The organism is Paracoccus zhouxuedongae (assembly GCF_041927815.1).
Classification (GTDB): domain Bacteria; phylum Pseudomonadota; class Alphaproteobacteria; order Rhodobacterales; family Rhodobacteraceae; genus Paracoccus.
Genome location: NZ_JBHFHM010000004.1, coordinates 24,610 through 48,867, shown reverse-complemented (window position 1 = coordinate 48,867; position 24,258 = coordinate 24,610). Strand labels below are relative to the sequence as shown.

20 protein-coding genes are annotated in these 24,258 nt (G+C 65.7%); 13 read left to right on the top strand and 7 right to left on the bottom strand.

Annotation, left to right across the window (positions count from 1 at the left end; genetic code table 11):
- Nucleotides 1-16: 16 nt before the first annotated feature.
- From ACEYYA_RS06255 to ACEYYA_RS06240, 4 genes are all read right to left on the bottom strand, one after another.
- The gene (locus tag ACEYYA_RS06255; protein WP_374798722.1) at nucleotides 17-1,567 is read right to left on the bottom strand and encodes an alpha-amylase family glycosyl hydrolase; all 1,551 of its coding nucleotides are present in this window, start codon (nucleotides 1,565-1,567) and stop codon (nucleotides 17-19) included.
- A gap of 10 nt (nucleotides 1,568-1,577) precedes the next feature.
- A complete protein-coding gene (locus ACEYYA_RS06250) occupies nucleotides 1,578-2,708 on the bottom strand; it encodes a carbohydrate ABC transporter permease (RefSeq protein ID WP_374798720.1) in 1,131 nt (376 codons plus the stop codon).
- Nucleotides 2,708-3,703, bottom strand: a complete 996-nt coding sequence (locus ACEYYA_RS06245; protein WP_374798718.1) for a carbohydrate ABC transporter permease — start codon at nucleotides 3,701-3,703, stop codon at nucleotides 2,708-2,710. The genes ACEYYA_RS06250 and ACEYYA_RS06245 overlap by 1 nt, the downstream gene beginning before the upstream one ends.
- A 64-nt stretch (nucleotides 3,704-3,767) precedes the next feature.
- Nucleotides 3,768-5,138: an ABC transporter substrate-binding protein gene (locus tag ACEYYA_RS06240; protein ID WP_374798716.1), complete on the bottom strand. Its 1,371-nt coding sequence runs from the start codon at nucleotides 5,136-5,138 to the stop codon at nucleotides 3,768-3,770.
- A 266-nt stretch (nucleotides 5,139-5,404) separates the two neighbouring features.
- Here ACEYYA_RS06240 and ACEYYA_RS06235 point away from each other — a divergent pair, with 266 nt between their 5' ends.
- From ACEYYA_RS06235 to ACEYYA_RS06190, 10 genes are all read left to right on the top strand, one after another.
- The gene (locus tag ACEYYA_RS06235; protein ID WP_374799110.1) at nucleotides 5,405-6,445 is read left to right on the top strand and encodes a LacI family DNA-binding transcriptional regulator; all 1,041 of its coding nucleotides are present in this window, start codon (nucleotides 5,405-5,407) and stop codon (nucleotides 6,443-6,445) included.
- Nucleotides 6,442-7,761: a GH1 family beta-glucosidase gene (locus ACEYYA_RS06230; protein ID WP_374798714.1), complete on the top strand. Its 1,320-nt coding sequence runs from the start codon at nucleotides 6,442-6,444 to the stop codon at nucleotides 7,759-7,761. The genes ACEYYA_RS06235 and ACEYYA_RS06230 overlap by 4 nt, the downstream gene beginning before the upstream one ends.
- A complete protein-coding gene (locus tag ACEYYA_RS06225; RefSeq protein ID WP_374798712.1) occupies nucleotides 7,761-8,711 on the top strand; it encodes a glucokinase in 951 nt (316 codons plus the stop codon). Before ACEYYA_RS06230 ends, ACEYYA_RS06225 begins: the two co-directional genes overlap by 1 nt.
- A gap of 162 nt (nucleotides 8,712-8,873) precedes the next feature.
- The gene (locus ACEYYA_RS06220; protein WP_374798710.1) at nucleotides 8,874-9,164 is read left to right on the top strand and encodes an STAS domain-containing protein; all 291 of its coding nucleotides are present in this window, start codon (nucleotides 8,874-8,876) and stop codon (nucleotides 9,162-9,164) included.
- Complete coding sequence (locus ACEYYA_RS06215; RefSeq protein WP_374798708.1) at nucleotides 9,161-9,529, top strand: response regulator; 369 nt, start codon at nucleotides 9,161-9,163, stop codon at nucleotides 9,527-9,529. Before ACEYYA_RS06220 ends, ACEYYA_RS06215 begins: the two co-directional genes overlap by 4 nt.
- Nucleotides 9,530-9,541: 12 nt before the next feature.
- Entirely contained in the window at nucleotides 9,542-11,788 is a 2,247-nt protein-coding gene (locus ACEYYA_RS06210; RefSeq protein WP_374798706.1) for a chemotaxis protein CheA, read from the top strand.
- Nucleotides 11,789-11,792: 4 nt separating this feature from the next.
- Nucleotides 11,793-12,260 carry a chemotaxis protein CheW gene (locus ACEYYA_RS06205; protein WP_374798704.1) on the top strand — a complete coding sequence of 156 codons (468 nt, stop codon included), beginning with the start codon at nucleotides 11,793-11,795 and terminating at the stop codon, nucleotides 12,258-12,260.
- Nucleotides 12,257-13,105 carry a CheR family methyltransferase gene (locus tag ACEYYA_RS06200; protein ID WP_374798702.1) on the top strand — a complete coding sequence of 283 codons (849 nt, stop codon included), beginning with the start codon at nucleotides 12,257-12,259 and terminating at the stop codon, nucleotides 13,103-13,105. The genes ACEYYA_RS06205 and ACEYYA_RS06200 overlap by 4 nt, the downstream gene beginning before the upstream one ends.
- A gap of 13 nt (nucleotides 13,106-13,118) precedes the next feature.
- On the top strand, nucleotides 13,119-13,505 hold the full coding sequence (locus ACEYYA_RS06195) for a response regulator (protein ID WP_374798700.1): 387 nt from the start codon (nucleotides 13,119-13,121) through the stop codon (nucleotides 13,503-13,505).
- Nucleotides 13,505-13,999 carry a hypothetical protein gene (locus tag ACEYYA_RS06190; protein ID WP_374798698.1) on the top strand — a complete coding sequence of 165 codons (495 nt, stop codon included), beginning with the start codon at nucleotides 13,505-13,507 and terminating at the stop codon, nucleotides 13,997-13,999. Before ACEYYA_RS06195 ends, ACEYYA_RS06190 begins: the two co-directional genes overlap by 1 nt.
- Before the next feature lie 680 nt (nucleotides 14,000-14,679).
- On the opposite strand, the gene ACEYYA_RS06185 is transcribed toward ACEYYA_RS06190, so the two are convergent.
- Together ACEYYA_RS06185 and ACEYYA_RS06180 are read right to left on the bottom strand one after the other, a co-directional pair.
- Nucleotides 14,680-15,276 carry a response regulator transcription factor gene (locus ACEYYA_RS06185; RefSeq protein WP_374798696.1) on the bottom strand — a complete coding sequence of 199 codons (597 nt, stop codon included), beginning with the start codon at nucleotides 15,274-15,276 and terminating at the stop codon, nucleotides 14,680-14,682.
- Nucleotides 15,273-18,470: a sensor histidine kinase gene (locus ACEYYA_RS06180; RefSeq protein WP_374798694.1), complete on the bottom strand. Its 3,198-nt coding sequence runs from the start codon at nucleotides 18,468-18,470 to the stop codon at nucleotides 15,273-15,275. The genes ACEYYA_RS06185 and ACEYYA_RS06180 overlap by 4 nt, the downstream gene beginning before the upstream one ends.
- Before the next feature lie 184 nt (nucleotides 18,471-18,654).
- Between ACEYYA_RS06180 and ACEYYA_RS06175 the strand changes: the two genes are divergently transcribed.
- The 3 genes from ACEYYA_RS06175 (at nucleotide 18,655) to ACEYYA_RS06165 (ending at nucleotide 21,743) form a co-directional block, all read left to right on the top strand.
- Nucleotides 18,655-19,599 carry a TRAP transporter substrate-binding protein gene (locus tag ACEYYA_RS06175; protein WP_374799108.1) on the top strand — a complete coding sequence of 315 codons (945 nt, stop codon included), beginning with the start codon at nucleotides 18,655-18,657 and terminating at the stop codon, nucleotides 19,597-19,599.
- A gap of 67 nt (nucleotides 19,600-19,666) precedes the next feature.
- The gene (locus ACEYYA_RS06170) at nucleotides 19,667-20,413 is read left to right on the top strand and encodes a TRAP transporter small permease (RefSeq protein ID WP_374798692.1); all 747 of its coding nucleotides are present in this window, start codon (nucleotides 19,667-19,669) and stop codon (nucleotides 20,411-20,413) included.
- A 4-nt stretch (nucleotides 20,414-20,417) separates the two neighbouring features.
- Nucleotides 20,418-21,743, top strand: coding sequence for a TRAP transporter large permease (locus tag ACEYYA_RS06165; RefSeq protein ID WP_374798690.1), 1,326 nt, complete (start codon nucleotides 20,418-20,420; stop codon nucleotides 21,741-21,743).
- Nucleotides 21,744-22,878: 1,135 nt separating this feature from the next.
- Here ACEYYA_RS06165 and clpX read toward each other — a convergent pair.
- Nucleotides 22,879-24,144 carry an ATP-dependent Clp protease ATP-binding subunit ClpX gene (clpX, locus tag ACEYYA_RS06160; protein ID WP_374798688.1) on the bottom strand — a complete coding sequence of 422 codons (1,266 nt, stop codon included), beginning with the start codon at nucleotides 24,142-24,144 and terminating at the stop codon, nucleotides 22,879-22,881.
- Between the last annotated feature and the right edge of the window lie 114 nt (nucleotides 24,145-24,258).

The following is a 24,258-nucleotide window of genomic DNA, read 5'->3' as shown; positions in this document are numbered from 1 at the left end:
CCCGTCCCCCTACCCCTTAAACATTGGTAATCGTCACCTGCCACGGCGCCAGCCCTTCGGCGGGAACATCGGACAGGTTGGCACTGATACGCAACGCCTCGTCACCCTCGCGGCGGGTGAAGCTGATGACATCGCCGGTCACGCGCATGTCGTCCTGACTGCCGGTGCGCAGCGCGGGATGGCGCGCGCGCAGGGCAAGGGCGCTGCGGTAGTGATGGAGCAGCGATCCCGCGTCGGCCTCTTGCAGATCGACGGTCAGATCGCGGTGGCTGGCCGGTTGCGGCAGCCAGGTCTTGTCGCCGGTCGAAAAGCCCAGGTGATCGTTGGCCTGTTCCCAGACCATCGGGGTGCGGCAGCCGTCGCGGCCCTTGAACTCGGGCCAGAACTCGATCCCATAGGGGTCGCGCAGGTCTTCAAAGGCGATGTCGGCCTCGGGCAGGCCCAGTTCCTCGCCCTGATAGAGGCAGGCCGAGCCGCGCAGACACAGCAGCAGCGTGGCATAGGCTTTGGCCGCGTCCAGCGACAGGTTCCAGCGGCTGATGTGGCGCTTCACATCGTGGTTGGACAGCGCCCAGCAGGGCCACGCACCGGGCGCGACCGCATTCAGCCGGGTGAAGGTATCGGCGACGCGCGCGGCGGTCAGCGGCGTATCCGACAGGAACTCGAACCCGTAGGACATCTGCATCCGCTTGGTGCCTGCAGTATATTCGCCAATGATTTCAAGCCCGCGTTCGCTGTCGCCCACCTCGCCCACGGCGGCGGCCTGATAGGGGTCCATCACCGCGCGCAGCCGTTCCAGGAACGGCAGCATCTCGGGCTGGGACTTGTCGTAAAGATGCGACTGATAATTATAGGGGTTCACGGCGGGCGCGGTATCGGCATTGCGCAACTCGGGCGCCAGGGCCGGATTGTCGCGCAGCTTCTGATCGTGGAAATAGAAGTTGATCGTATCCAGACGGAAGCCGTCAACGCCGCGATCCAGCCAGAACCGCGCGACATCCAGCAGCGCATCCTGCACATCGGGATTGTGGAAGTTCAGGTCAGGCTGGCTGGCCAGGAAGTTGTGCATGTAATATTGCAGCCGCTTGCCATCCCACTGCCAGGCAGGACCGCCGAAGATCGACAGCCAGTTGGTCGGCGGCGTGCCATCGGGGCGCGCATCGGCCCAGACATACCAATCGGCCTTGGCATTGTCGCGGCTGGCCCGGCTTTCCTTGAACCAAGGATGCTGGTCGGATGTATGCGACAGCACCAGATCGATCATGATCTTCAGCCCCAGCCCATGCGCCTTTTCGATCAGCGCATCGAAATCGGCCAGGCTGCCGAACATCGGGTCGACATCGCGGTAATCGCTGACGTCATAGCCGAAATCCTTCATCGGGCTGGTGAAGAACGGCGAAATCCAGACCGCATCCACCCCCAGGCTGGCGATATGGTCCAGCCGTCGGGTAATCCCTTTCAGATCGCCGACGCCATCGCCGTCACTGTCCTGATAGCTGCGCGGATAGATCTGATAGATCACCGCGCCGCGCCACCAATCGGGGTCTTTTTTCAGAAAGTTGGTCATTGATCTTCCGTTATTTGACCGAGCCGGCCAACAGGCCGCGCACCAGGTATTTCTGCATGGCAAAGAACACGAGCAAAGGCACCGAGATCGACAGGAAGGCCGAGGCCGCCAGAATCTCCCACTCGCCGCCCTTCGATCCCATCAGTTCGCGCAGGACGGCCGTCATCACCAGTTCTTCCTTCTTGTTGCCCAGGAAAACGGTGGCGACCAGCAGGTCGTTCCATGTCCACAGGAACTGGAAGATGGCAAAGCTGGCCAAAGCCGGAAACGACAGCGGCAGGATGATGCGGCGGAAGATCTGGAAATCGGTCGCGCCATCGACGCGCGCGCTTTCGATGATCTCGCGCGGCAGGCCGACCATGTAATTGCGCAGCAGATAGATCGCCAGCGGCAGCCCAAAGCCGGTATGGGCCAGCCAGATCGACAGATAGCCTTTGCCGATGCCGATGCTGTTGTGCAGCTTCAACAGCGGGATCAGCGACAGTTGCAGCGGCACCACCAGCAGGCCGACGACCGCGGCGATCAGCAGCGCGCGGCCCGGAAACTCCATCCAGGCCAGGGCATAGGCGGCAAAGGCGGCGATCAGGATCGGGATGATCGTGGCCGGGATCGTGACCGTCAGCGTGTTCAGGAAGGCGCGGCCCAGCCCTTCGGCACCGATCACCTTTTCATAATTGTCGGTGGTGAACTTGGGCGGGGTGGTGATGGCGCGAAAGATGCGCAGGCCCCGTTCGCCCGTTGGGGCGGTTGCGGCGCGCAGTTCATAGCTGCCGTCGGCCTGCACGGTCAGGCTCTGGCCCTCGCCCAGATCGGCGGTTTCGCCCGGCGCAAAGGCGGTGGGTTCGCGCGCGGTGATGCCCCAGGCGGTCAGTTCGCGCCCCTCCTCCGCGATGATGTCGCCGCGCAGCACGAAGGTGCCGCCCTCGGCCACGGCGGTGTTGGGCGCGGGGGTGCGGGCGAAATCGACCGATTCCGACCCCGACAGCGCATTCCACCAGCCCGAGGTGGCGATCTGGTCGGCATCGCGGAAGGATGACACCAGCAGCCCCAGCGTCGGGATCGTCCACAGGATGACCAGAAGCGCGGCGGCGATGTTCACAGCCCAGGTCAGGGCGGGCTTGTGTCCGGCCATCGTGTCCATCAGCGCATCTCCTTGCGGGCGTTGCGGATGTTCCAGATCATGATCGGCGTCACCAGGATCATCAGCACGATGGCGATCGCCGACCCGCGCGAGAAATCGCCCGCCCGGAATGACCAGTCATACATCATGTTGGCCAGCACCTGCGTGCCCCATTGCCCGTTGGTCATCACGAAGACGATGTCGAACACCTTCAGCACGGTGATGGTGATCGTGGTCCAGACCACGGCAATCGTGCCCCAGATCTGCGGCACCTTGATCCTGAAAAACACCTGCCAGGGGTTCGCGCCGTCCAGGATCGCGGCTTCGACGGTTTCCTCGGGGATGCCGCGCAGCGCGGCCGACAGGATCACCATGGCAAAGCCGGTCTGGATCCAGATCAGCACCACCATCAACAGCAGTGAGTTCAGCGACCAGTCCGACAGCGACAGCCAGGTTTGCGGCGTGCCGCCCAGCTTTTCGACGATGGCGTTCAGCAGGCCGATCTGGGTCTGGCCTTCGCCGCGGAACTCATAGATGAACTTCCAGATCACGCCGGCGCCGACAAAGGAAATCGCCATCGGCATGAAGATCAGCGACTTGCCGAAATTGCCCCAGCGGATGCGGTCGGTCAGTTGCGCGGCCAGCAGGCCGAACAGGGTCGACATGGCCGGCACGACCAGCAGCCACAGCGCGTTGTTGAACAGGCTTTCGCGGAACTTGGCATCGCCCGCCAGCCAGCGGTAATTCTCAAGCCCGATGAAGCCGCCCGCGCTGTTGTGGATGCTCAGCCAGACCGAATTGATGACCGGATAGACCAGATAGACGACCAGAAACAGGATCGCGGGCAGCAGGAACAGCCAGGGGCGAATGGCATTGGCCCGGCGGATGTTGTCGCCCGCATGGGGGCCGCGGGCGGGAAAGATCGCATCCAGCACCAGGTTTGATCCCCAGAACCAGGCGACGCAGCCGAACACGCCGACGACGATGGTTCCCAGGGCCAGAAAGGCCAGTTCCATGTTCCTCCCCCACGCAACCGTCACAGGCAGCGGGGCCGGATCGACCGGCCCCGTGCGCATCATCTTACTTGATCGAGTCCCAGGCGGCCTGGATCTGATCGCCCACCTCTTGCGCGGATTTGCCGCTGACGAAATCGACCATCCCGGTCCAGAAGGCACCGGCGCCGATCGCGCCCGGCATCAGGTCGGAGCCGTCAAAGCGGAAGGTGGTGGCATCCAGCAGGATCTGCCCCATCTTGCGGTTGGTCGGGTCGTCATAGGCTTCGGGATTGACGCCCTTGAAGGGGGTCACGAAGCCCGACTGCTTCATCCAGACCTCATGCGCGATCGGGGTTTTCAGGAACTCGACAAAGGCGTTGGCAACCGGGTTGTCACTCATCACCGCGAACATGGTGCCGCCGCCCAGCACAGGCTGGCCCAGTTTGCCATCGGCGGGCGCCGGGAAATAGAAGAAATCGGCATCTTCGCCCACCACCGTGCCTTCGGGGAAGAACGACGGAATGAAGCTGGCCATGCGGTGCATGTAGCACTGCGGCGGGCTGGCGAACAGGCCCTTGGGGCTGTCGCGGAAGTCGGTCGCGGCGACCGAACCGGTGCCGCCGGCCACGAACTTTTCGTTCTTCGCATACCAGCCGAATTCGTCGATCGCGGCCACGACCTTGGGATCGTTGAACTTCAGTTCGTTCTTCGTCCAGGCGTCATAATCGGCCGGCGACTGGGTGCGCAGCATGATATCTTCCACCCAGTCGGTCGCAGGCCAGCCGGTCGCGCCGCCCGAACCCAGGCCGATGCACCAGGGCGTGCCGCCATCGGCGACGATCTTTTCGGTCAGCGCCTTCAGCTCCTCGGTGGTTTTCGGGATCTCGTAACCCGCATCGGCAAAGTTGTCGGGCGAATACCAGACCAGCGATTTGACGTCGGCCTTGAACGGGAACATCATCACCTGCGGCTTGCCGTCCTTGTCGGCCGCCGTCGCAAGCGCGGCCCAGCTATCGCCTGCCGCATAGTTGTCGGCCAGCCACTTGCCGGTTTCCTCGCCCAGCGGGCGCAGATAACCCTTTTTCGCCAGATCGGCGGCCAGGCCCGGCTGCGGGAACACCGCCAGATCGGGGGCCGAGCCACCCTCGCTGTCGATGACGATCTGCTGTTCAAAACTGTCCGAGCCGGAATAGTTCACCGTCGCGCCGGTCGCGGCCTCGAAATAGGCGATCACGCTTTCAAACAGATCCTTGTCCGGGCCAAGCCAGGGGCCCATGATCGTCACCGTCTGACCTTTCAGGTCATTGGCCTTGAAAGCCTCGAAGCTGGCCCAGTTCAGCGTCGCATCCTCGCCGGGGGCAAAGACCAGATCGCGCGCAAGGGCCGCGCCCGGCAGCGTCGCCGCCGACACGCCAGCCAGCAGCGCGAGACGCAGAACGGTTGTCAGATGGGTCATGCGTTCCTCCCAGAACCAGGGTCGAATCGGCGCCTCCCGCCCATTCAAACCGCTTTGAATATACCAGTGGTGCCGATCCTTGCAGATCAAGTCAACCATTTGCTGTGCCTTGCCAGCATCATCCGAATATCGTGTGGAATATCAAGGGGGCTGGCGGAATGACCGATTGACGCAAGCCGCGCGGCAGGTCTAGGCTGGTTCCTCAAAGCGGTTTGGGAATAACTGCTGACCTTTTTCCCGCATGTCTGACACGGACCCGCCCGATGATCTCGCTCAAGTCGCTTGCCGCGCAGTTGCAGCTTTCGCCAACCACCGTCAGCCGGGCGCTGAACGGCTATCCCGAGGTGAACGAGGCCACCCGCCGCCGCGTGGCCGAGGCCGCCAAGCGGCTGGGTTACGCCCCCAACATGCGCGCCCGCGCCCTGGCCACCGGGCGCGCCATGGCCATCGGCCATGTGCTGACGTTAAGCGGACGGCATGAGTTGGTGAACCCGGTCTTTGCCGATTTCATCATGGGCGCGGGCGAGATCTACGCCCGCAACGGCTATGATCTGGTGCTGCATATCGCGCCCGATGACGACGATGCCCGCGCCTATCGGGATCTGCGGGCCAAGGGCAATGTCGATGGCGTCATCGTTCACGCGCCGCGGCTGAACGATCCCCGGATTGCGCTGCTGACCGACATCGGCCTGCCCTTCGTGCTGCATGGCCGGGCCGAGGGGGTCGAGCTGCCCTATTCCTGGACGGATGTGAACAATCTGCGCGCCTTTCGCCGCGCCACCGATTTCCTGCTGGATCTGGGGCACCGGCGGATCGCACTGATCAACGGCCCTGCCATCCTTGGCTTTGCGCAGCGCCGCCGCGCGGGCTTTGTCGAGGCACTGGCCGCGTGCGGCATCGCACCCAACCCCGATCTGATCGTGTCCGGCCCGATGACCGAGGCCCTGGGCGCCGAAAGTGCCGCGCATCTGCTGGACCTGCCCGATCCGCCGACCGCCTTCCTGACCGCCTCGCTGCTGCTGGCGCTTGGGGTGCGGCGCACCATCGAGGGGCGCGGGTTGCGCATGGGGCGCGACGTCTCGGTGCTGACCTTTGATGACGATTTCACCTATCTGAAGAATGGCGGCGAGGTGCCGATGTTCACTGCCACACGGTCATCGGTGCGCGAGGCGGGCGGGCGGGCGGCGCAGATGCTGCTGGACCTGATCGCCAGCCACGACCCTCAGCCCCGCCACGACCTGCTGGAGGCCGAGCTGATCGTCGGCCAATCGACCGGCCCGGCGCCCGCCGCCGGGGCACAGCCATGACCGCCCTGCCCCCACGGTCGGCCTTTCCGCCCGGCTTCCTGTTCGGGGCGGCGACCTCATCGCATCAGATCGAGGGATCCGAACAGGGCGGCGCAGGGCCGTCGCATTGGGACACATTCGCCGCGACGCCGGGCACGATCGTCGATGGCAGCGACGCGCGGCTGGCCTGCGATCACCTCCGTCACTGGCAGGGCGATCTGGATCTGGTGGCCGGTGCGGGTCTGGATATCTACCGCTTTTCAATCAGTTGGCCGCGCGTTCTGCCGCAGGGAACCGGCGCGATCAATGCCGAGGGGCTGGCCTTTTACGACAGGCTGGTCGACGGGATGCTGGCGCGCGGGCTGAAACCGGCGCTGACGCTGTATCACTGGGATCTGCCTGCGGCCCTGGCCGATCGGGGCGGCTGGACAAACCGCGACACCGCGCTGCGCATGGCCGATTACGCGGCGCTGATCGCGCGGCATCTGGGTGACCGGCTGTGGTCGACCGCGCCGGTGAATGAACCCTGGTGCGTGGCTTGGCTGTCGCATTTCCTGGGGGCCCATGCGCCGGGCCTGCGCGACATCCGCGCCGCCGCCCGCGCCACCCATCACATCTTGTTGGCGCATGGCCTGTCGATTGCCGCGCTGCGGGCCGAGGGGCTGGGCAATCTGGGCGCGGTCGTCAATCTTGAGCAGCCGATCCCCGCAGATGCCGCCGCGACCACGGCCACCGCGCGCTTTGACGCGATCATGAACCGGCTGTTTCTGGAGCCGATGTTTCAGGCGCGCTACCCCGACCTCGCGCTTGAGGGGCTGGCCCCGCATCTGCCGGATGGCTGGCAGGACGACATGGCCACCATCGCCGCGCCGCTGGATTGGCTGGGGATCAACTATTACACCTGCAAGCGCATCGCTGCGGCGCCCGGCCTCTGGCCCGCCTATGCCGAGGCCCCCGCGCAAGGCCCGCTGACCTCGATGGGCTGGGAACGTCACCCGCAGGGCCTGACCGCGCTGCTGGCCCGCGTGGCGCGCGATTATAGCGGTGCGCTGCCGCTTTTGGTGACCGAGAACGGCACCGCCGATCCGATGGGCGCGCCTGCGGGCACCGATGATGGTGACCGCATCGCCTATCTGGCCGCGCATCTGGATGCCGCGCGTCAGGCGATAGCCCAGGGTGTGCCGCTGGCGGGCTATATCGTCTGGTCGCTGATGGACAATTTCGAATGGGCGCTTGGCTATGGCCAGTGCTTCGGGCTGGTCGCGGTCGATCGCGCCAGCTTGCGCCGCACCCCCAAGGCATCCTATCACGCGCTCGCACAGGCTATGAGGCAATGATGGTGGAACAGGTTCTGGTCGCCGATGTGGGTGGCACCAACACGCGGGTCGCCCTGGCGCAGGGTGCGCGCGTCGACATGGCCAGCGTGATGCGCTTTGCCAATGCCGAACACGCCAGCCTTGATGCCGTGCTTGAAAGCTATCTGAAGGCGCGCGGCACCCCCCGCATCGCCGCCGCCGCCGCCGCTGTGGCCGGCCCGGTCGAGAACGGGCGCGGTCGGCTGACCAATCTGGATTGGGACATGGACGGCGACCGGCTGCGCGCCGTGACCGGGGCCAGTCGCGCCGTGGTGATGAACGATCTGGTCGCGCAGGGCCACGCGCTTGGCCATCTGGACGCCAAGGCGATGCGCCCGATCCTGCCCGGCACGGCGCAGGCTGGTGCTGTGCAACTGGTGATCGGCATCGGCACCGGGTTCAACGCCGCCCCGGTGCATGACGCCGCGACCGGACGGCTGGTCGCGGCCTCGGAATGCGGGCATATCACACTGCCGACGCTGACCGCGGCTGATCGCGCCCTGGCCGATGATATCGCCGCGCGCCACGACGGCTTTCCGGGCGTCGAGGAAGTGCTGTCGGGCCGTGGCATCCTTGGGCTTTACCACCGTGCTGGCGGCGATCCGGCGGCGCGTTCGGCCGATTTCGCCAAGGCACTGGCGGCGGGGCAGGCCCCTGCGGTGCAGGCCGCCGACACCTTCGCGCGGATTCTGGGCATGGTCGTGGGCGATCTGGCGCTTGTGCATCTGCCCTTTGGCGGCATCCACCTGATCGGCGGTGTCGCCCGCGCCGTCGCGCCGCGTCTGGCCGATCCGGCCACGGGTGCCGCCTTCCGCGACGGTTTCCGCCACAAGGGCCGCTTCAGCGATTTCATGCAGCGATTCGCGGTGAACCTGATCGAGGACGATTTCGCCGCCCTGACCGGCATGGCCGCGCATTTGCGCCAGTTTTAGGCCATCAACACCCCCAGTTCGCTAAAATACCCGCGAAAACAGTCCTGTCATCAAGCCTATCTTAACGCTTGGTCCTTATGCCTGACCGCATGTTGTTGGACCAAGTCAGGACCAGGCCATGATTGCAGCCAATGTTAAGATGACCAGCCGCGGGGTGCGGCGATGACCGCGGTGATGCTTGCCGAACGGCTTGACCTGCCCGCGGCCGCGCCTTTGGCGGACACGCTGCGTCAGGCCATCGCCGCCGCCCCGGATGACGACCTGATCCTGGACGGCACCCAGGTGACGCATCTGGGCGGCCTCTGCCTTCAGGTGCTTTTGGCGGCACGCCAGTCGCGCCAGCGCGACGGCCACGGCCTGCGCCTGCGGCAGCCCTCTGACAGCTTCACCCAGGCGGTCGCCGATTTCGGCCTGCCCGCCGACATCTTTCCCATTCAGGAGGACGGGGCATGAGTCTGTCGATCCTTGCCGTCGATGACAGCCGCACGATGCGCGACATGCTGCGCCTTGCGCTGTCGGGCGCGGGCTTTCAGGTCACGACCGCCGATGATGGCGTCCACGGGCTTGAGGTGCTGGGGGCGATGACGCCACCCGATGCCATCATCTCTGACATCAACATGCCGCGGATGGACGGCTTCGGCTTTATCGAGGCGGTACGCCGTCAGGATCGCCACCGTGCCATCCCGATCCTGGTGCTGACGACCGAAAGCGCACCCGAACTGAAGGCACGCGCCCGCCAGGCCGGGGCGACGGGCTGGATCGTCAAGCCGTTCGATCCGGTAAAGCTGATCAAGGCCATCCAGACGGTCTCGGGTTAAGGGGTATTGCCGATGACACATGATCCCATGGCCGAAATCCGCGCCTCGTTCTTCATCGAATGCGAGGAGTTGCTGGAGGCCCTTCAGGACGCGCTGACCGCGATGGACGATGCCATCGATAGCGGCGAGCCGGACCATGAAACCATCAACGTCGTGTTCAGGGCCGTCCATTCGATCAAGGGCGGTGCGGGGGCCTTCGGTCTCGACACGCTCGTGGCTTTCGCGCATCGCTATGAAACCGTGCTGGACGAATTGCGCTCCGGTCGACTGGTTGTCGCCGCGGATGGCATGAAGCTGTTCTTCCAGGCCGCCGACATGCTGCAAGATCACGTCCGCGCCGCCCGTGACGGCACCGCGCCGCCACAATCCGATGCGGTGCTGGCCGCGCTTGACGCGCTGATCGGCGCGACCGGCGACGAACCCGAGGAGGAGGTTGCGGATTTTCAGCCGATGGTTCTCAGCTTCGATTTCGACCTGGGCGGCGATGACCCGGCACCTGAGACCGCAGCGCCTGCCGCAGGTTTCGACATTCGCCTGACGCCGCAGGCAGCGCTCTATCTGTCGGGGAACGAAACTGCGCTTCTGCTGCGCAGCCTGCGCAACCTGGGCGAGGCGCAGGTAACCTGCCGGATCGATCAGCTGCCCGCGCTTGAGGATCTGGTGCCCGAGGAGAGCTATCTGGCCTGGACCGTGGCCCTGACGACCGAAGCCAGTGAAGGCGATGTGCGCGATATTTTCGATTTCGTCGAGGATGTCTGCACCATCAGCATCACGCCCCTTGGCGCCGCCGCTGCTGCAATGCCGGCCGATGCCGACCCGCTGATGTCCCTCGTCATCCCCGATGAGGAGGATGAGATCAGCGAACCCGTCACAGCCCCGCCGACAGCGGCCGCCGTCGCCACGCTCGGACCCGCCATGTCGCTAGAAGCGCCGACCCCCATGCCGATCGCGCAAACCTTGGCAGACACGCCCAACCCGCAGGCCGCCGCACCTGCCGTTGCCGCTGCTCCGGCACCACGCGCTACTGCGGGCGGCGGCCAGGGCGCAGCCGAGGCGCCTTCGGCGACGGTGCGCGTCGATCTGGACCGTATCGACCGACTGGTGAACCTTGTCGGCGAATTGGTCATCAACCAGGCGATGCTCTCGCAATCGGTGGCCGAAGCCGGCCTACCGCCCAATTCGGCGGTGATGAACGGGCTTGAGGCCTTCATGATGCTGACCCGCGACATCCAGGACAGCGTGATGATGATCCGCGCCCAGCCGGTCAAACCGCTGTTTCAGCGCATGGCCCGGATCGTGCGCGAAGCCTCGGCCGCCGTCGGCAAGGAGGTCCGCCTGATCACCGAGGGCGAGACCACCGAGGTCGACAAGACCGTGATCGAACGGCTGGCTGATCCGCTGACCCACATGATCCGCAATGCGGTCGACCACGGCCTTGAAAGCCCCGAGAAACGCCGCGCCGCCGGCAAGCCGAGCGAGGGCGTCATCACCCTGTCGGCGCTGCATCGGTCGGGCCGCGTGGTGATCGAGATCGAGGATGACGGCGCAGGCATCAACCGCCCGCGCGTCCGCGACATCGCCATCGAAAAGGGTCTGATCCCGGCCGATGCGCAGCTGACCGATGCCGATATCGACAACCTGCTGTTTCTGCCGGGCTTTTCCACCGCCAAAGAGGTCTCGGCCCTGTCAGGGCGCGGCGTCGGCATGGATGTGGTGCGCAGCGCGATCCAGTCGCTTGGCGGACGGATTTCGATTACCTCGGAACCCGGACGCGGCACCAAGTTCTCGATATCGCTGCCGCTGACGCTGGCGGTCCTTGACGGGATGGTCGTGAATGTCGCCGGTGAAACGCTGGTCGTGCCGCTGTCCGCGATCCTGGAAAGCGCGACCATCAACCCCGACGACATTCGCAGCCTTGGTCCGCGTAGCAACGTGCTGCATATCCGCGGCGCCTTCGTCCCGCTCTACGACCTTGGCGCCGAACTTGGCTATCGCCAACCCAAGACCAGCTATGACGGCGGCATCGTGCTGCTGACCGCCCAAGAGGACGGCCGCCGCTCGGCGCTGGTGGTCGATGCCATTCTTGAGCAGCGCCAGGTGGTGATCAAGGGGCTGGCCCAAAGCTACGGCCATATCCCCGGCGTCGCCGCCGCCACCATCCTGGGCGACGGTCAGATCGCCCTGATCCTCGACCCCGCCGATCTGGTCCAGAACGCCTGTGGCCATACCCGTCCCGCCGACCTTGCCCTTGCAGGATAATGCCATGAACATCGATACCAACATCCGCTCCAGCAACGATATCGAACTGCTGTCCTTTCGGCTGGCTGAACAGGAATACAGCGTCGACATCATGTCCGTCCGCGAGATTCGCGGCTGGACCCGCGCGACGCCCCTGCCGCATTCGCCAGCCCATGTGCGCGGCGTGATCAACCTGCGCGGCACGGTGCTGCCCGTGGTCGATCTGTCCGTGCGTCTGGGCATGGACAAGGTCGACGGTGACAGTCGCAACGTGATCATCGTCGTCCATATCGGCGGCCAGACGGCGGGCCTGCTTGTCGATGCGGTATCCGACATCCTGGCCCTGCCCCGCTCTGAACTTCAGCCGCCGCCCACGATCGGCAATGAGGATGCGAACGGCTTCGTCCAGGCGCTAACCATCGTCGACGGCCGGATGATCCGCGTCCTGGATCTGGCTGCGGTCCTGCCCTCTGGCATGACGGAGGCCGCATGAGCGCGCCCGCACAAGCCGGCGGTGCCATTGCGCCGCCGACCGAGAAGGAACTCGGCGCCATTTCGCGCCTCCTTTACGAAGGCTCGGGCATTGTTCTGGCCCCTGGCAAGGCGAGCATGGTTCAGGCCCGGCTTTCCAAGCGGATGCGCGCATTGGGCGTGGCCGATTTCGCAGGCTACCTGAACCTTTTCGATACCGATGCCGCAGCCGAGGAGTCGCGCCATCTGGTGTCGGCCCTGACCACCAATGTCACACAGTTCTTTCGGGAATCGCATCATTTCGATACGTTACGCACCGAGATACTGCCCGACCTGATCGCGCGTGCGCGGGCCGGCGGGCGTGTGCGCCTGTGGTCCGCTGGCTGCTCGAACGGGCAAGAGCCTTACACGATCGCCATGGAAATCGCGCAGGCGGCGCCGGACTTCGAAGCCTTGGACATTCGCGTCCTGGCGACCGATATCGACCCCGTCATGGTCGAGCGCGGGCGTAACGGCCATTACGAAGCGGCCGTGATTGCCGCCATCCCCGCGCCGCTGCGCAAGAAGTTCATGACCGAGGCCGGCACCGGCGCAACAATGTCCGACAGCCTGCGCCGCCTCGTCAGCTTCCGCGAACTGAACCTGCACGGCGATTGGCCGATGCGGGGCAAGTTCGACGTCATCTTTTGCCGGAACGTCGTGATCTATTTCGACGCGCCATCCCAGGACCGTCTGTGGCGCCGCTTCGAGGACAAGATGGCCCCCGGCGGCTGGCTGTTCGTCGGACATTCCGAGCGCGTAACCGCCCATCCCCAATCCCGACTGACCACTGCCGGGATCACCACTTACCGTTTGCCCACCGCCTGAGCAGGAGCTGGAAATGAGCCTCAAGGATCAACTGCGCATCATGGTTGTCGACGACATGTCGACCAGCCGCGGCCTCATCGTTCAGGCGCTGGATGCCATGGGCATTACCCAGGTCGGCCATGCCACCGACGGCGCCTCGGCGATCGGCGCGCTGGACAAAGCGCCGGTGCACCTGGTGATTTCGGATTACAACATGCCGGGCATGGATGGGCTGCAACTGCTTCAGCATCTGCGCGGCAACCCCAAGACGAAGGGCGTCGGCTTCATCCTGATCACCGGCCGCGCTGACAAGGAGATCGTCGATACCGGCAAGCAGTTGGGCATGAACAACTTCATCAAGAAGCCCTTCACGCCGGCGGATCTCAAGTCCTGCATCGAAGCCGTCGTGGGACGGCTTTGATGATGGCGCAAGGGGCAGCCAAAGAAGGTGCCTTGCAGGTGCCTCTTTCGGTCCTGTGCGACGGGGCAAGCGCCGAACTGCGGGCAGCCGCCGAACTTGCCCTTGCCCTGCAAGAGACGGTCTCGCATCTGCTGATCACCGCCCGACCCGGACGGGGGGATCTGGTGCAGATACAAAACCTGGACCGCCTGACGCAGGTCTTGCAGGACCTCGCCGAGTTGCTCACCGCCTTGCCAAGCGCGATCAGGTTGGGCGATGGCGACCGGGCGATGCCATGGCAGGGCCAGGTCGAAACTGGATCCGGCACGGGAGCGGACGGCTTGCAGCCCCGAGGTGGCGGCTATTGGAGAGAGGACATTACCGATATCCGCGTCGACACGGCTGCTGCCACACGTCACCTGCGACTTCGTGAAGTGGCCGCTGCCGTCACGGGCGACGTTCTGACCTTGGATCACAGCCAGGCTGACGAAAGTCAGCATGTTGACTGGTTATAGGGTGCGTGCCCGATCGGGGGACGAGGGCCGCGACGGTATGAGAGTGTGCATTGGTCAAAGCTTGCGGTGGGGTTTCGGTCGGTCCCTACCCGGGCCAACGAAGAACGACTGATCGGGTTGCGTCGTCCGGGCCGACACGTGCCGCTGATCAGGCATCGCGTCGTGGAGGTGGAGGCGGCAAACGTGCGGTGCCGCACGGCACATCCCGCGCCGGAGAAATGGACCAAGAGTAGGCTTCGGCGCACGACCTGCCGATGCCCATCCGATTTACCAGCCACTACGTCGGACACCGCTCGCCGTCGGTTTCCAAACCCGCGCGGCCGCGCGTTGGACGCCAGCGATCTTGGCCATTCTCCCCATATGTGTCGAGGGCCGGGGTCATTTTCCGCTCTGATGAGAATCTGAATCCTGTCACCGATCTGACAGCGGCGCCGATCCATGCCCCGACCTTGTGATCATCCGCATCCGTCACACGATCTGACGAGAATCCACACCCTTCCGACGATCTGGCGAGGATCCATACTCTTTGGACGCTCCGGTGAAGGTCTATATTCGGTCGCAGATTTGATGACGCTCCACCCTCTGCCCGCGATAGGCCGATGATACCCCTGCGTTCCCCGATCTGATGACGGCAAGGCAAATCGGCAATGACCCGATTGAAGATCCGGCGCTGACGGAGATCAGCTTTCGATGCGGCCGATCATGCGGGCCAGGTCGACGGCGTTGCGGGCCTGCATCTTTTCCAGCACGCGCGCGCGGTGGACCTCGACGGTGCGGATGGTGATGTGCAGGCGATCGGCGATTTCCTTGTTCTGAAGGCCAGCGACCATTGCCTCCATCACCTCGGCCTCGCGCGGCGACAGGCTGCTGCGGGCGGATTGCAGGCGTTCGCGCAGCGCACGGTCGGTGTCGCGGGCGGCCGCTTGCGCCAGAACCGCCAGCACGCGATCGACCAGCATATTCGATTGAAAGGGCTTTTCGATGAAATCGGCCGCCCCCAGCTTCAGGCAGTCGACCGCCATCGGGATGTCGCCATGGCCGGTCAGAAAAATCACCGGATGGGCGATGCCGCGCGCCTGCAATCGGGCAAAGACCTCGCGCCCCGACATGCCCGACAGGCGCATGTCCAGCAGGATGCAGTCGCCGGGCGCGGGCTGCCAGCCGGCCAGGAAGGCCTCGCCCGAGGCCCAGACCCGCACATCGACGGCACGCGACCGGAACAGCCACATCAGGGAATCGCGGATCGCGTCATCATCATCGACGATCTGGACGGTCATCGGGCACCTGCATCTTGGCGGATTTTCGGCAGGCTGGGAACGTGGCGGCGCGGCAGCGTGACCATGGTCAGGGAGGGTACGGCACCGCGGCGACAACGGGCGCGTCCGCCCTGATCCGTCGCTGGGCCCGTCCACCCAGACCTACCGCAGGTGTCCCGCTCCCCTTGGCGGGTCGCAAGCCCGCGCCGGATGCGTCTGCCTCGATCCCCTGCCCACGGCGCCCGCCCGCGTCTGGCGCAAGTGGCCCAAATCCCTTGCCGGACCGCCAGCACGCGTCTGCCACACGTGCCACTTACTCCTGCCCAAGCCGCCGGCCCGCGGCTGCCGCATATATCCCGATGCTCCGGCCCCGCCGTCAGCCCCCGCCTGTCACGTCCGTTCCGATCCCCTGTCCAAGCCGCCCGCCCCCGGCTGCCGCATATATCCCGATGCTCCGGCCCCGCCGCCAGCCCCTGCCTGTCAGGTCCGTTCCGATCGGCTGCCCAAGCCGGCCGCCCGCGGCTGCTGCAAGTGTCACAAATCCCTGGGCGGACCGCCAACCTGCGCGTGCGGCGTATGCCCCGAGCCCCTCCCTTGAAAACCACCGCGCACCTGCCGAGTACGTCGCGCCCCCCTGCCCCGATCTCCAGCGCGCACCTGCCGCGTATGTCCAGAAACCCTCCCTCGGCAACAAGCCCGCACCTGCCGCAAGTGTCTCGCTCCGCTGTCCAAGGCAACAGCCCGCGCCTGCCGAAAGTGCCACAGACCCCTGCCCTGGCCGTCAGCCCACGCCTGTCGCGTATTTGCAGATCGTCCGGCCCCGCCGTCCGTCCACGCCTGCCCAGACCGTCCCGACCCTCGGGCCCGACCTCCGCCCCGCGACTGCCGCAAGCATCCCAAACCCATGGGCGGGCCGCCAGCCTGCGCCTTCCGGGCATGTCCCGACCTCCTGCCTCGGCCACCACCCCGGACCTGGCGCTTCCGTCCCAATTCTCTGCCCTAGGCGCCACCCCGCGCCCGCCACAGATACCCCGCGCCCCATCCCCGCCGCCCACGCAGCTGTCCCCATCCTGCGGCAGCGAAGCGCGCCGCGTGATCCGGGCTTCGGCGCGGCGGTCTGGGTCGCGGGCGGTGTCGGCTGCCGCGTGCGGGGCAGCCCCAATCGTCGCGTCGCCCTGTGATGCTTCGCCCGAGGCCACGGCCAGGCCCCGGGGTCCGGGCGCCGCCAGCGGCAGGGTCATGTCGAACAGGCTGCCGCCCCCCGGTCGCGGGGCATAGGTCAGGCGGCCGCCGTGGCTTTCCAGGATCGAGCGGCAGATCGACAGGCCCAGGCCCATGCCCTCGGGCTTGGTGGTCTGGAAGGGCGCGAACAGGTCGGCGACGCGGGCGGGGGCGATGCCGGGGCCGGTATCGGCCACGGTGATGCGGGCCATATCCGCACCGGCCGTGACCTGCACCAGGATGTCGCGCGCCTCGGGCGGGGTCGCGGCAAGCGCGTCCAGCGCGTTGCGCACCAGATTGATGACCGCCTGTTCGATCAGCACCGGATCGGCCAGCAGCAGCAAGGGCTGCCCCGGCAGATCGGCGCGCACCGGAACGCCGCGGGTCCGCGCCTCGTCCTCGATGAAATGCAGCGCGGTTGCCACAACCGCGGCCAGATCGACCGGTACCCGCTGGCTGGTGCGTTTGCGGGCGAAATCCTGCACCCGGTGCAGGATCGCCCCGGCGCGCGCCGCCTGGCCCTCCAGCTTTTCCAGGACGGGGGCCAGATCGGCACTGTCGGCCCCGGCGGCCAGCAGGTTGCGGCTGCCCGCGGCGTAACCGGCGATGGCGGCAAGCGGCTGGTTCAGCTCATGCGCGAGGGTCGAGGCCATCTCACCAAGCGTCACCAGACGGGCGGCGTGTTGCAGCCGCTCGGCCTCTTGCGCGCGCTGAACCTCGGCCAGCTTGCGGTCGGTGATGTCGACGACCGAGCCCATCCAGCCCAGATGCGCCCCGTCCGGGCCGATCAGCGGCGCCTCATAGACAAGGGCGTCAACCCGGCTGCCATCGGGGCGCTGAAAGCGGGTCTCGAAGCGGCGCGGCACCGGACCCGAGTCGATCAGGCTGCGGTGTCGGGCCATCCCCTCATCCGCAACCTCGGGCGCCCAATAGGCATGGGGCGGCTTCAGCCCGACGATCTGATCCTCGGGGCGGCCGACCATGCGGCAGAACTCGGGGTTCACATAGATCACCGTGCCGTCGCGGGCGCGGGCGCGCATGCCGATGGTCAGCGATTCCTCCATCGCCTTGCGGAACGCATGTTCGGCGCGCAGCCCGTGTTCGGCGGCGGCGCGGTGGCGCGACTGGCGGGCGACGGCGGCCAGGCTGACAGCGACCAGCACCAGAAGCCCCAGGATCGCCGCGATCAGCGCCATCGGGCCGATGCCGGTGCGGCTGTCAAAGGCGGTCAGGCGCACAAAGGTGCCGGGCAGCGGCGGATCGAAGGACATCGTATGCGCCGCAGCCCCCTCCGGTGCCGGGATCGAGGACCGCGCCGCGATCACCGCGCCCCCGGTATCGGTCAGCGCGACGTGATAGCGCCCTGCGATCCACCAGGGCACGTTCTGCGCCAGCAGGTCGGCCAGACCGACGGTCATCGCGAGCACCCGCCCGTCACCGGTGGCCACGCCGATATCTGCGACCCAAAGCCCGCCCGGATCACGGCGCGGCGCGGCATGAACGGGCGCCAGGCTGCGGCTGGCCGCCCTTGCCAGATCGTCCAGGCCGGGCGGCGCGGCACCGACCTGCCCCGGCACGTCCGACATTATCGCGCGGCCAGCGGCATCGGCCAGCACCAGCCCCTGCACCTCGGGATGGGTGTCGACCATCAGCGCCCCGGCCGAGGCCATGATCGCCGCCCCATCGCCGCGCGCGATGTCATGGGCGACCCCCTCCAGCTCGCGCTCATAGGTGGATAGCTGAAAGCGCAGGTATTGCTCGACCCACAGCGCATCTGTCGTCAGCTTCTGGCGGGCCTCGGCGGCGCGATCGCGCGCCACCAGCGACAGCAAGAGCCCGACCAGCACCACCACCGCCACAAGGGCCGCCACCGGCAGCATCAACAGCCGGTCGCGGCGCGGCGCAGGCAGGATCGCGGCCGCGCCGGGCAAACCGGCGCCCGGCAAACGCCCGGCGGGGCGATCGGATCGAAACGGCAATCGGATCATCGACATGGCCCGATCATGCCGCCTTATTGTGGGAATCCACAATAGGCAGGCCGCCCGTTCCGCCCTAGTCAGAACGCAGGAAGGGCCGCGCCCGCGCGTCGCGCCCCATCCAGCAACGGATCATCGGGAGGACACCATGACCATTCACCGTTTCATCACCACCGGCCTGGCCGCGGTCATCGCCCTGGGGATGGGCACCGCCGCCTTTGCCCAGGACATCACCATCAAGTTCAGCCATGTCGTCGCCCCCGACACGCCCAAGGGCAAGGGTGCGGAAAAGTTCAAGGAACTGGCCGAGAAATACACCGAGGGCAAGGTCAAGATCGAGATCTACCCCAACAGCCAGCTTTACAAGGACAAGGAAGAGCTGGAGGCCCTGCAGCTGGGCGCCGTGCAGATGCTGGCGCCTTCGCTGGCGAAGTTCGGCCCGCTGGGCGTCAGCGATTTCGAGGCCTTCGATCTGCCCTATCTGTTCGACGGCTATGACCAGCTTCGCAAGGTCACCGACGGCGATGTCGGCCGCGCCATGCTGGCCAAGCTGGAAGACAAGGGTATCAAGGGCCTGGCCTTCTGGGACAACGGCTTCAAGGTGATGTCGGCCAACAGCCCGCTGCATTCGCCCGACGATTTCCTGGGCCTGAAGATGCGCATCCAGTCCTCGAAAGTGCTTGAAGCCGAGATGAACGCGCTGGGCGCGGTGCCGCAGGTGATGGCGTTCAGCGAAGTCTATCAGGCGCTGCAAACCGGCGTCGTCGACGGCACCGAAAACCCGCCCTCGAACATGTTCACCCAGAAGATGCACGAGGTGCAAAAGCACGCGACGCTCAGCAACCACGGCTATCTGGGCTATGCGGTGATCGTGAACAAGGCGTTCTGGGACGGCCTGCCCGAGGATGTGCGCGCCAATCTGGAAAAGGCCATGGCCGAGGCCACCGTCTATGCCAACGGCATCGCCAAAGAGGAAAACGACAAGGCGCTGGAGGCGATGAAGGCCGCCGGCACGACCGAGTTCCACGAGATGACGGCCGAGGAAAAGGATGCCTGGAAAGCCGCCCTTGCCCCCGTGCATGACGAAATGGCCGAACGCATCGGCGCCGATCTGATCGCCCAGATCAAGGCTGCCACCGCGCAGTGACCGGTCGGGGCCGGGCCTTCGGGTCCGGCCCCTTTCCAACGGGATCGCAGAAAAAAGGGGGGGACAGATGCGCGCCTTGGACAGGCTTGAGGAAATCCTGATCGCCACGTTGATCGCCGCGGCGACCACGCTGATCTTTGTCGCGGTGATCCAGCGCTACACGCTGGGGTTGACCGCCGATGTGTTGAAATACGCCCGCAGCAACGAAATGGAGGGCCTGGCCGCCTTTGCGCGATCTGCCTATGGCACGCTGAAGGGGCTGAACCTGGTCTGGGCGCAGGAGCTGACCATCATCCTGTTCGTCTGGATGGCCAAGTTCGGCGCCGCCTACGGCGTGCGCACCGGCATCCATGTCGGCATCGACGTGCTGATCAACCGGCTGGAACCGGGCAAGCGCAAGATCTTCATCCTGTTCGGCCTGCTGGCCGGGGCGTTCTTCACCGGCGTGATCGCCACGATGGGCGCCAATTTCGTTTACCACATGTATCACGCCTCGGCGATTTCGCCTGACCTGGAAGTGCCGATGTGGATCGTCTATCTGGCGATCCCGCTGGGTTCGGCGCTGATGTGCTTTCGCTTCCTACAGGTCGCCCTCAGCTTCCACCTGACCGGCGAACTGCCCCATCACGACCACGGCCATGTGGACGGGATCGAGGATATCGAGGGCGTCGAGGAAGTGGCCGAAGCCTTCCGCGACAGCCCGCTGACCCCATCCGATCGCGGCATCGCCCCCGCCGATCCGACCGCCGAAGGCAGCGCCAGCGTGGACGGAAGCCCCGCCAAGCGCGCCGACACCGACAAGACCGAGGGTTAAGGCCATGAGCGCACTTATTATTTTCGGTCTTCTGACCATGCTGATGCTGACCGGGATGCCGATTTCCATCGCGCTTGGTCTGACCGTTCTGACCTTCCTGTTCACCATGACCCAGGTGCCGATCGACACCGTGGCGCTGAAGCTGTTCACCGGCATCGAAAAGTTCGAGATCATGGCGATCCCGTTCTTCATCCTGGCGGGCAACTTCCTGACCCATGGCGGCGTCGCCCGGCGGATGATCAACTTTGCGACCGCGATGGTCGGGCATTGGCATGGCGGCTTGGGGCTGGCGGGCGTGATCGCCTGCGCACTGTTTGCCGCTGTGTCGGGCTCGTCGCCCGCAACCGTGGTCGCCATCGGTTCGGTCATCCTGCCGGCGATGGTGCAGCAGGGCTTTCCCAAGCAGTTCGGCGCGGGCGTCATCACCACCTCGGGCGCGCTGGGCATCCTGATCCCGCCGTCGATCGTGATGGTGATGTATGCCGTCGCCACTTCGGGGATGCAGGTGCAGGGGCCGGACGGGCAGATCGTCGATGCCGCATCCGTGGGGCAGTTGTTCATCGCAGGCGTCATTCCGGGTCTGATGCTGGCGGGCTTCCTGGCCTTCACCACCTGGAACCGGGCACGCAAGTTCGGCTATCCGCGGCTGGCCAAGGCCGATTGGCGCCAGCGGCTTGCCGCACTGCGCGAAGCCCTGTGGGGGCTGTTGCTGATCGTCATCGTGATCGGCGGCATCTATACCGGCGTCTTCACGCCCACCGAGGCCGCGGCCATGTCGGCGGTCTATGCCTTTGTGATCGCTGTCTTTGTCTACAAGGACATGAAGCTGGCGGACGTGCCGCGGGTGCTTCTGTCCTCGGCCAACATGTCAGCGATGCTGCTGTACATCATCACCAATGCGGTGCTGTTCAGCTTTCTGATGACCTCCGAGGGCATCCCGCAGGCGCTGGGCAACTGGATGGTGGACGCCGGGCTGACCTGGTGGGTGTTCCTGATCATGGTCAACCTGATCCTGCTGGCCGCCGGGAACTTCATGGAGCCGTCCTCGATCGTGCTGATCATGGCGCCGATCCTGTTCCCCGTCGCGGTGCGGCTGGGCATCGACCCGGTGCATTTCGGCATCATGATCGTGGTGAACATGGAGGTCGGCATGTGCCACCCGCCGGTGGGCCTGAACCTCTATGTCGCCTCGGGCATCACCAAGATGGGCATCACCGAGCTGACCGTGGCCGTCTGGCCGTGGCTGCTGACGATGCTGGTGTTCCTGGTGCTGGTCACCTATGTGCCCGCGATTTCGCTGTGGCTGCCCACGATGCTGGGGATGATGTAGCGACACGCGGGGGCTGTCTGCTCCCGCACCCCCGAGGATATCTGCGCCAAGAAGAAAGGGCCGTCCGCTGGGGCGGCCCTTTCGGTTGCAGAAAAGGCACGGGCGTTCGCCGGCGCGAGAACTGAGCCACATACCGCTCCGGTCAGCTTTCGCCCATGCCGGCGCGCGCCGGGCAATCGCCCGGCTCCGACAGACAAACCCGTGCCGCCATGTGCTTGGGCCGATCCAGTGCGAACGGCCTGTCTTGATTGGCCTGTCGGCGGCCCGAAGAACGTCAGAAGGTTATGACGCCGCTACGAACGCACGCGCCCGCCGTGTCGCCAGGCAGAGACAGCTCTTCGCGGAGAAAGCCCTTTGCACCCTTTTCATCGCCCGGCAGCGGCGCGGCTGAAGCACGGGCGGGATGTGCCCCGGCACGTGTCCCGAGCACACGCAGATCAGCTTTTTCCGTCGGGGGGACTGGCATCTTGTGCCACCCCGCTGGCTCGACCCGTGACCTGCGGCTGTGATCCCGCGAATGCTTCACCGGCCCTCAGCCGACCTTTGCCTTCCCCCCTCGGGCAATGTCGACGAATGGAAGTGCCTCTGTTGGAAGGATGGCCGATCTGGCGGACATCGCCACGCACCGTCGCCGGCCCCATCTGCCCGCAGCGACAGAGCGTCCTTCAGCGTGCGCATGTGCCGTCTGAGCGGAGGACTTATGTCCCGCGGCCAGCCTTTCCGGGCTGAGCAAAGGCGTTATCCGCTGGTCCGGCGTCGGTTCGCCGCATCGGGATCGCCCAACAAACAAAAGCTCGTGCCGAAAAGCGGCTCTCTGCCGTTCCATCATCGCGCGCCGCGATCGTGGGAGCGGGCCACGCTTCACCACGCGCATGCGCGCCACCTTGCGTTTTGTCACCACCCGCATGCACGCCACCTTGCGTTTTGCCAGGGCAGAGCGCGGAATTACGTCAAGCCCCCCGCCCTGCGCCGAGGCGTCAGGGACTGGCAAGACGAACGCGCCACCGAATCTTTGGAGGCGTCTCCTCGCCCGCTTTCGGGTCGGCGCAAAGACAAAAGGCCGCCCCAAAGGGCAGCCCTTAGCCTTCCGTGGCTCGCGGTCGCCCAAACAGGCGTCCCGCAGCGACCGCGCCGATCAGCTTGCGCTTTTGCCTTCGCGCTTGGTCTCGGCATGGATCAGCAGCGGCTTGGCGGCGGGGGAATCCACCGCCTCCTCGTTGACGACCACTTCCTCGACCGACTCCAGGCCCGGCAGTTCAAACATCGTGTCCAGCAGGATGTCTTCCATGATCGAGCGCAGGCCGCGCGCGCCGGTCTTGCGCTTGATGGCGCGGCTGGCGATGGCTTTCAGCGCGTCATCGGTGAAGGTCAGCTTGACGCCTTCCAGATCGAACAGGCGCTGATATTGCTTGACCAGCGCGTTCTTGGGTTCGGTCAGGATGGTGATCAGTGCGGCCTCATCCAGGTCGGTCAGGGTGGCGATCACCGGCAGGCGGCCCACGAATTCGGGGATCAGGCCGAACTTCAGCAGATCCTCGGGCTCAAGTTCCTTGAACAATTCGCCCACGCCGCGGTCGTCGTTTTCCTTGACCTGCGCGCCAAAGCCCATCGCCGTGCCCTTGTTGCGCTGCGCGATGATGCGTTCCAGCCCGGCGAAGGCGCCGCCGCAAATGAACAGGATGTTGGTCGTGTCGACCTGCAGGAACTCTTGCTGGGGGTGCTTGCGCCCGCCCTGCGGCGGCACGGACGCCACCGTGCCCTCCATGATCTTCAGCAGGGCCTGCTGCACCCCCTCGCCCGAGACGTCGCGGGTGATGCTGGGGTTGTCGGACTTGCGCGTGATCTTGTCGACCTCATCGATATAGACGATGCCGCGCTGCGCGCGTTCGACATTGTATTCGCTGGCCTGCAACAGCTTGAGGATGATGTTTTCCACATCCTCGCCGACATAGCCCGCCTCGGTCAGCGTGGTCGCATCGGCCATGGTGAAGGGCACGTCGAGAATGCGCGCCAGCGTCTGCGCCAGCAGCGTCTTGCCGCAGCCGGTCGGGCCGATCAGCAGGATGTTCGACTTGGCCAGTTCGATGTCGGTCTTGGACGCATGGTTCAGGCGCTTGTAATGGTTGTGCACCGCCACCGACAGCACCCGCTTGGCGTGCATCTGGCCGATGACGTAATCGTCCAGCACCTTGCAGATGTCGCGCGGCGTCGGCACGCCGTCACCGGTCTTCAGCCCCGAGGTCTTGGTCTCCTCGCGGATGATGTCCATGCACAATTCGACGCATTCATCGCAGATGAACACGGTCGGCCCTGCAATCAGCTTGCGGACCTCATGCTGGCTTTTGCCGCAAAAGCTGCAATAGAGCGTGTTCTTGCTGTCGCTGCCCTGGCTGTTGGCCATGCCTGTTCCCTTGTTCCTGCGCCGCGCGGTGGCGGCGCCTCAGCATCGGCGGGCGGTCACCCGCCCGTCGTCGGTCTGTCGCCCCGATGTTAGGGGCTGGCCCGGCGGGCCACA

Coding starts and splice junctions, on each gene's coding strand:
- ACEYYA_RS06255 (WP_374798722.1), bottom strand. CDS start 1,567: ATGACCAACTTTCTGAAAAAAGACCCCGATTGGTGGCGCGGCGCGGTG.
- ACEYYA_RS06250 (WP_374798720.1), bottom strand. CDS start 2,708: ATGGACACGATGGCCGGACACAAGCCCGCCCTGACCTGGGCTGTGAAC.
- ACEYYA_RS06245 (WP_374798718.1), bottom strand. CDS start 3,703: ATGGAACTGGCCTTTCTGGCCCTGGGAACCATCGTCGTCGGCGTGTTC.
- ACEYYA_RS06240 (WP_374798716.1), bottom strand. CDS start 5,138: ATGACCCATCTGACAACCGTTCTGCGTCTCGCGCTGCTGGCTGGCGTG.
- ACEYYA_RS06230 (WP_374798714.1), top strand. CDS start 6,442: ATGACCGCCCTGCCCCCACGGTCGGCCTTTCCGCCCGGCTTCCTGTTC.
- ACEYYA_RS06225 (WP_374798712.1), top strand. CDS start 7,761: ATGGTGGAACAGGTTCTGGTCGCCGATGTGGGTGGCACCAACACGCGG.
- ACEYYA_RS06220 (WP_374798710.1), top strand. CDS start 8,874: ATGACCGCGGTGATGCTTGCCGAACGGCTTGACCTGCCCGCGGCCGCG.
- ACEYYA_RS06215 (WP_374798708.1), top strand. CDS start 9,161: ATGAGTCTGTCGATCCTTGCCGTCGATGACAGCCGCACGATGCGCGAC.
- ACEYYA_RS06210 (WP_374798706.1), top strand. CDS start 9,542: ATGACACATGATCCCATGGCCGAAATCCGCGCCTCGTTCTTCATCGAA.
- ACEYYA_RS06205 (WP_374798704.1), top strand. CDS start 11,793: ATGAACATCGATACCAACATCCGCTCCAGCAACGATATCGAACTGCTG.
- ACEYYA_RS06200 (WP_374798702.1), top strand. CDS start 12,257: ATGAGCGCGCCCGCACAAGCCGGCGGTGCCATTGCGCCGCCGACCGAG.
- ACEYYA_RS06195 (WP_374798700.1), top strand. CDS start 13,119: ATGAGCCTCAAGGATCAACTGCGCATCATGGTTGTCGACGACATGTCG.
- ACEYYA_RS06190 (WP_374798698.1), top strand. CDS start 13,505: ATGATGGCGCAAGGGGCAGCCAAAGAAGGTGCCTTGCAGGTGCCTCTT.
- ACEYYA_RS06185 (WP_374798696.1), bottom strand. CDS start 15,276: ATGACCGTCCAGATCGTCGATGATGATGACGCGATCCGCGATTCCCTG.
- ACEYYA_RS06180 (WP_374798694.1), bottom strand. CDS start 18,470: ATGTCGATGATCCGATTGCCGTTTCGATCCGATCGCCCCGCCGGGCGT.
- ACEYYA_RS06175 (WP_374799108.1), top strand. CDS start 18,655: ATGGGCACCGCCGCCTTTGCCCAGGACATCACCATCAAGTTCAGCCAT.
- ACEYYA_RS06170 (WP_374798692.1), top strand. CDS start 19,667: ATGCGCGCCTTGGACAGGCTTGAGGAAATCCTGATCGCCACGTTGATC.
- ACEYYA_RS06165 (WP_374798690.1), top strand. CDS start 20,418: ATGAGCGCACTTATTATTTTCGGTCTTCTGACCATGCTGATGCTGACC.
- clpX (WP_374798688.1), bottom strand. CDS start 24,144: ATGGCCAACAGCCAGGGCAGCGACAGCAAGAACACGCTCTATTGCAGC.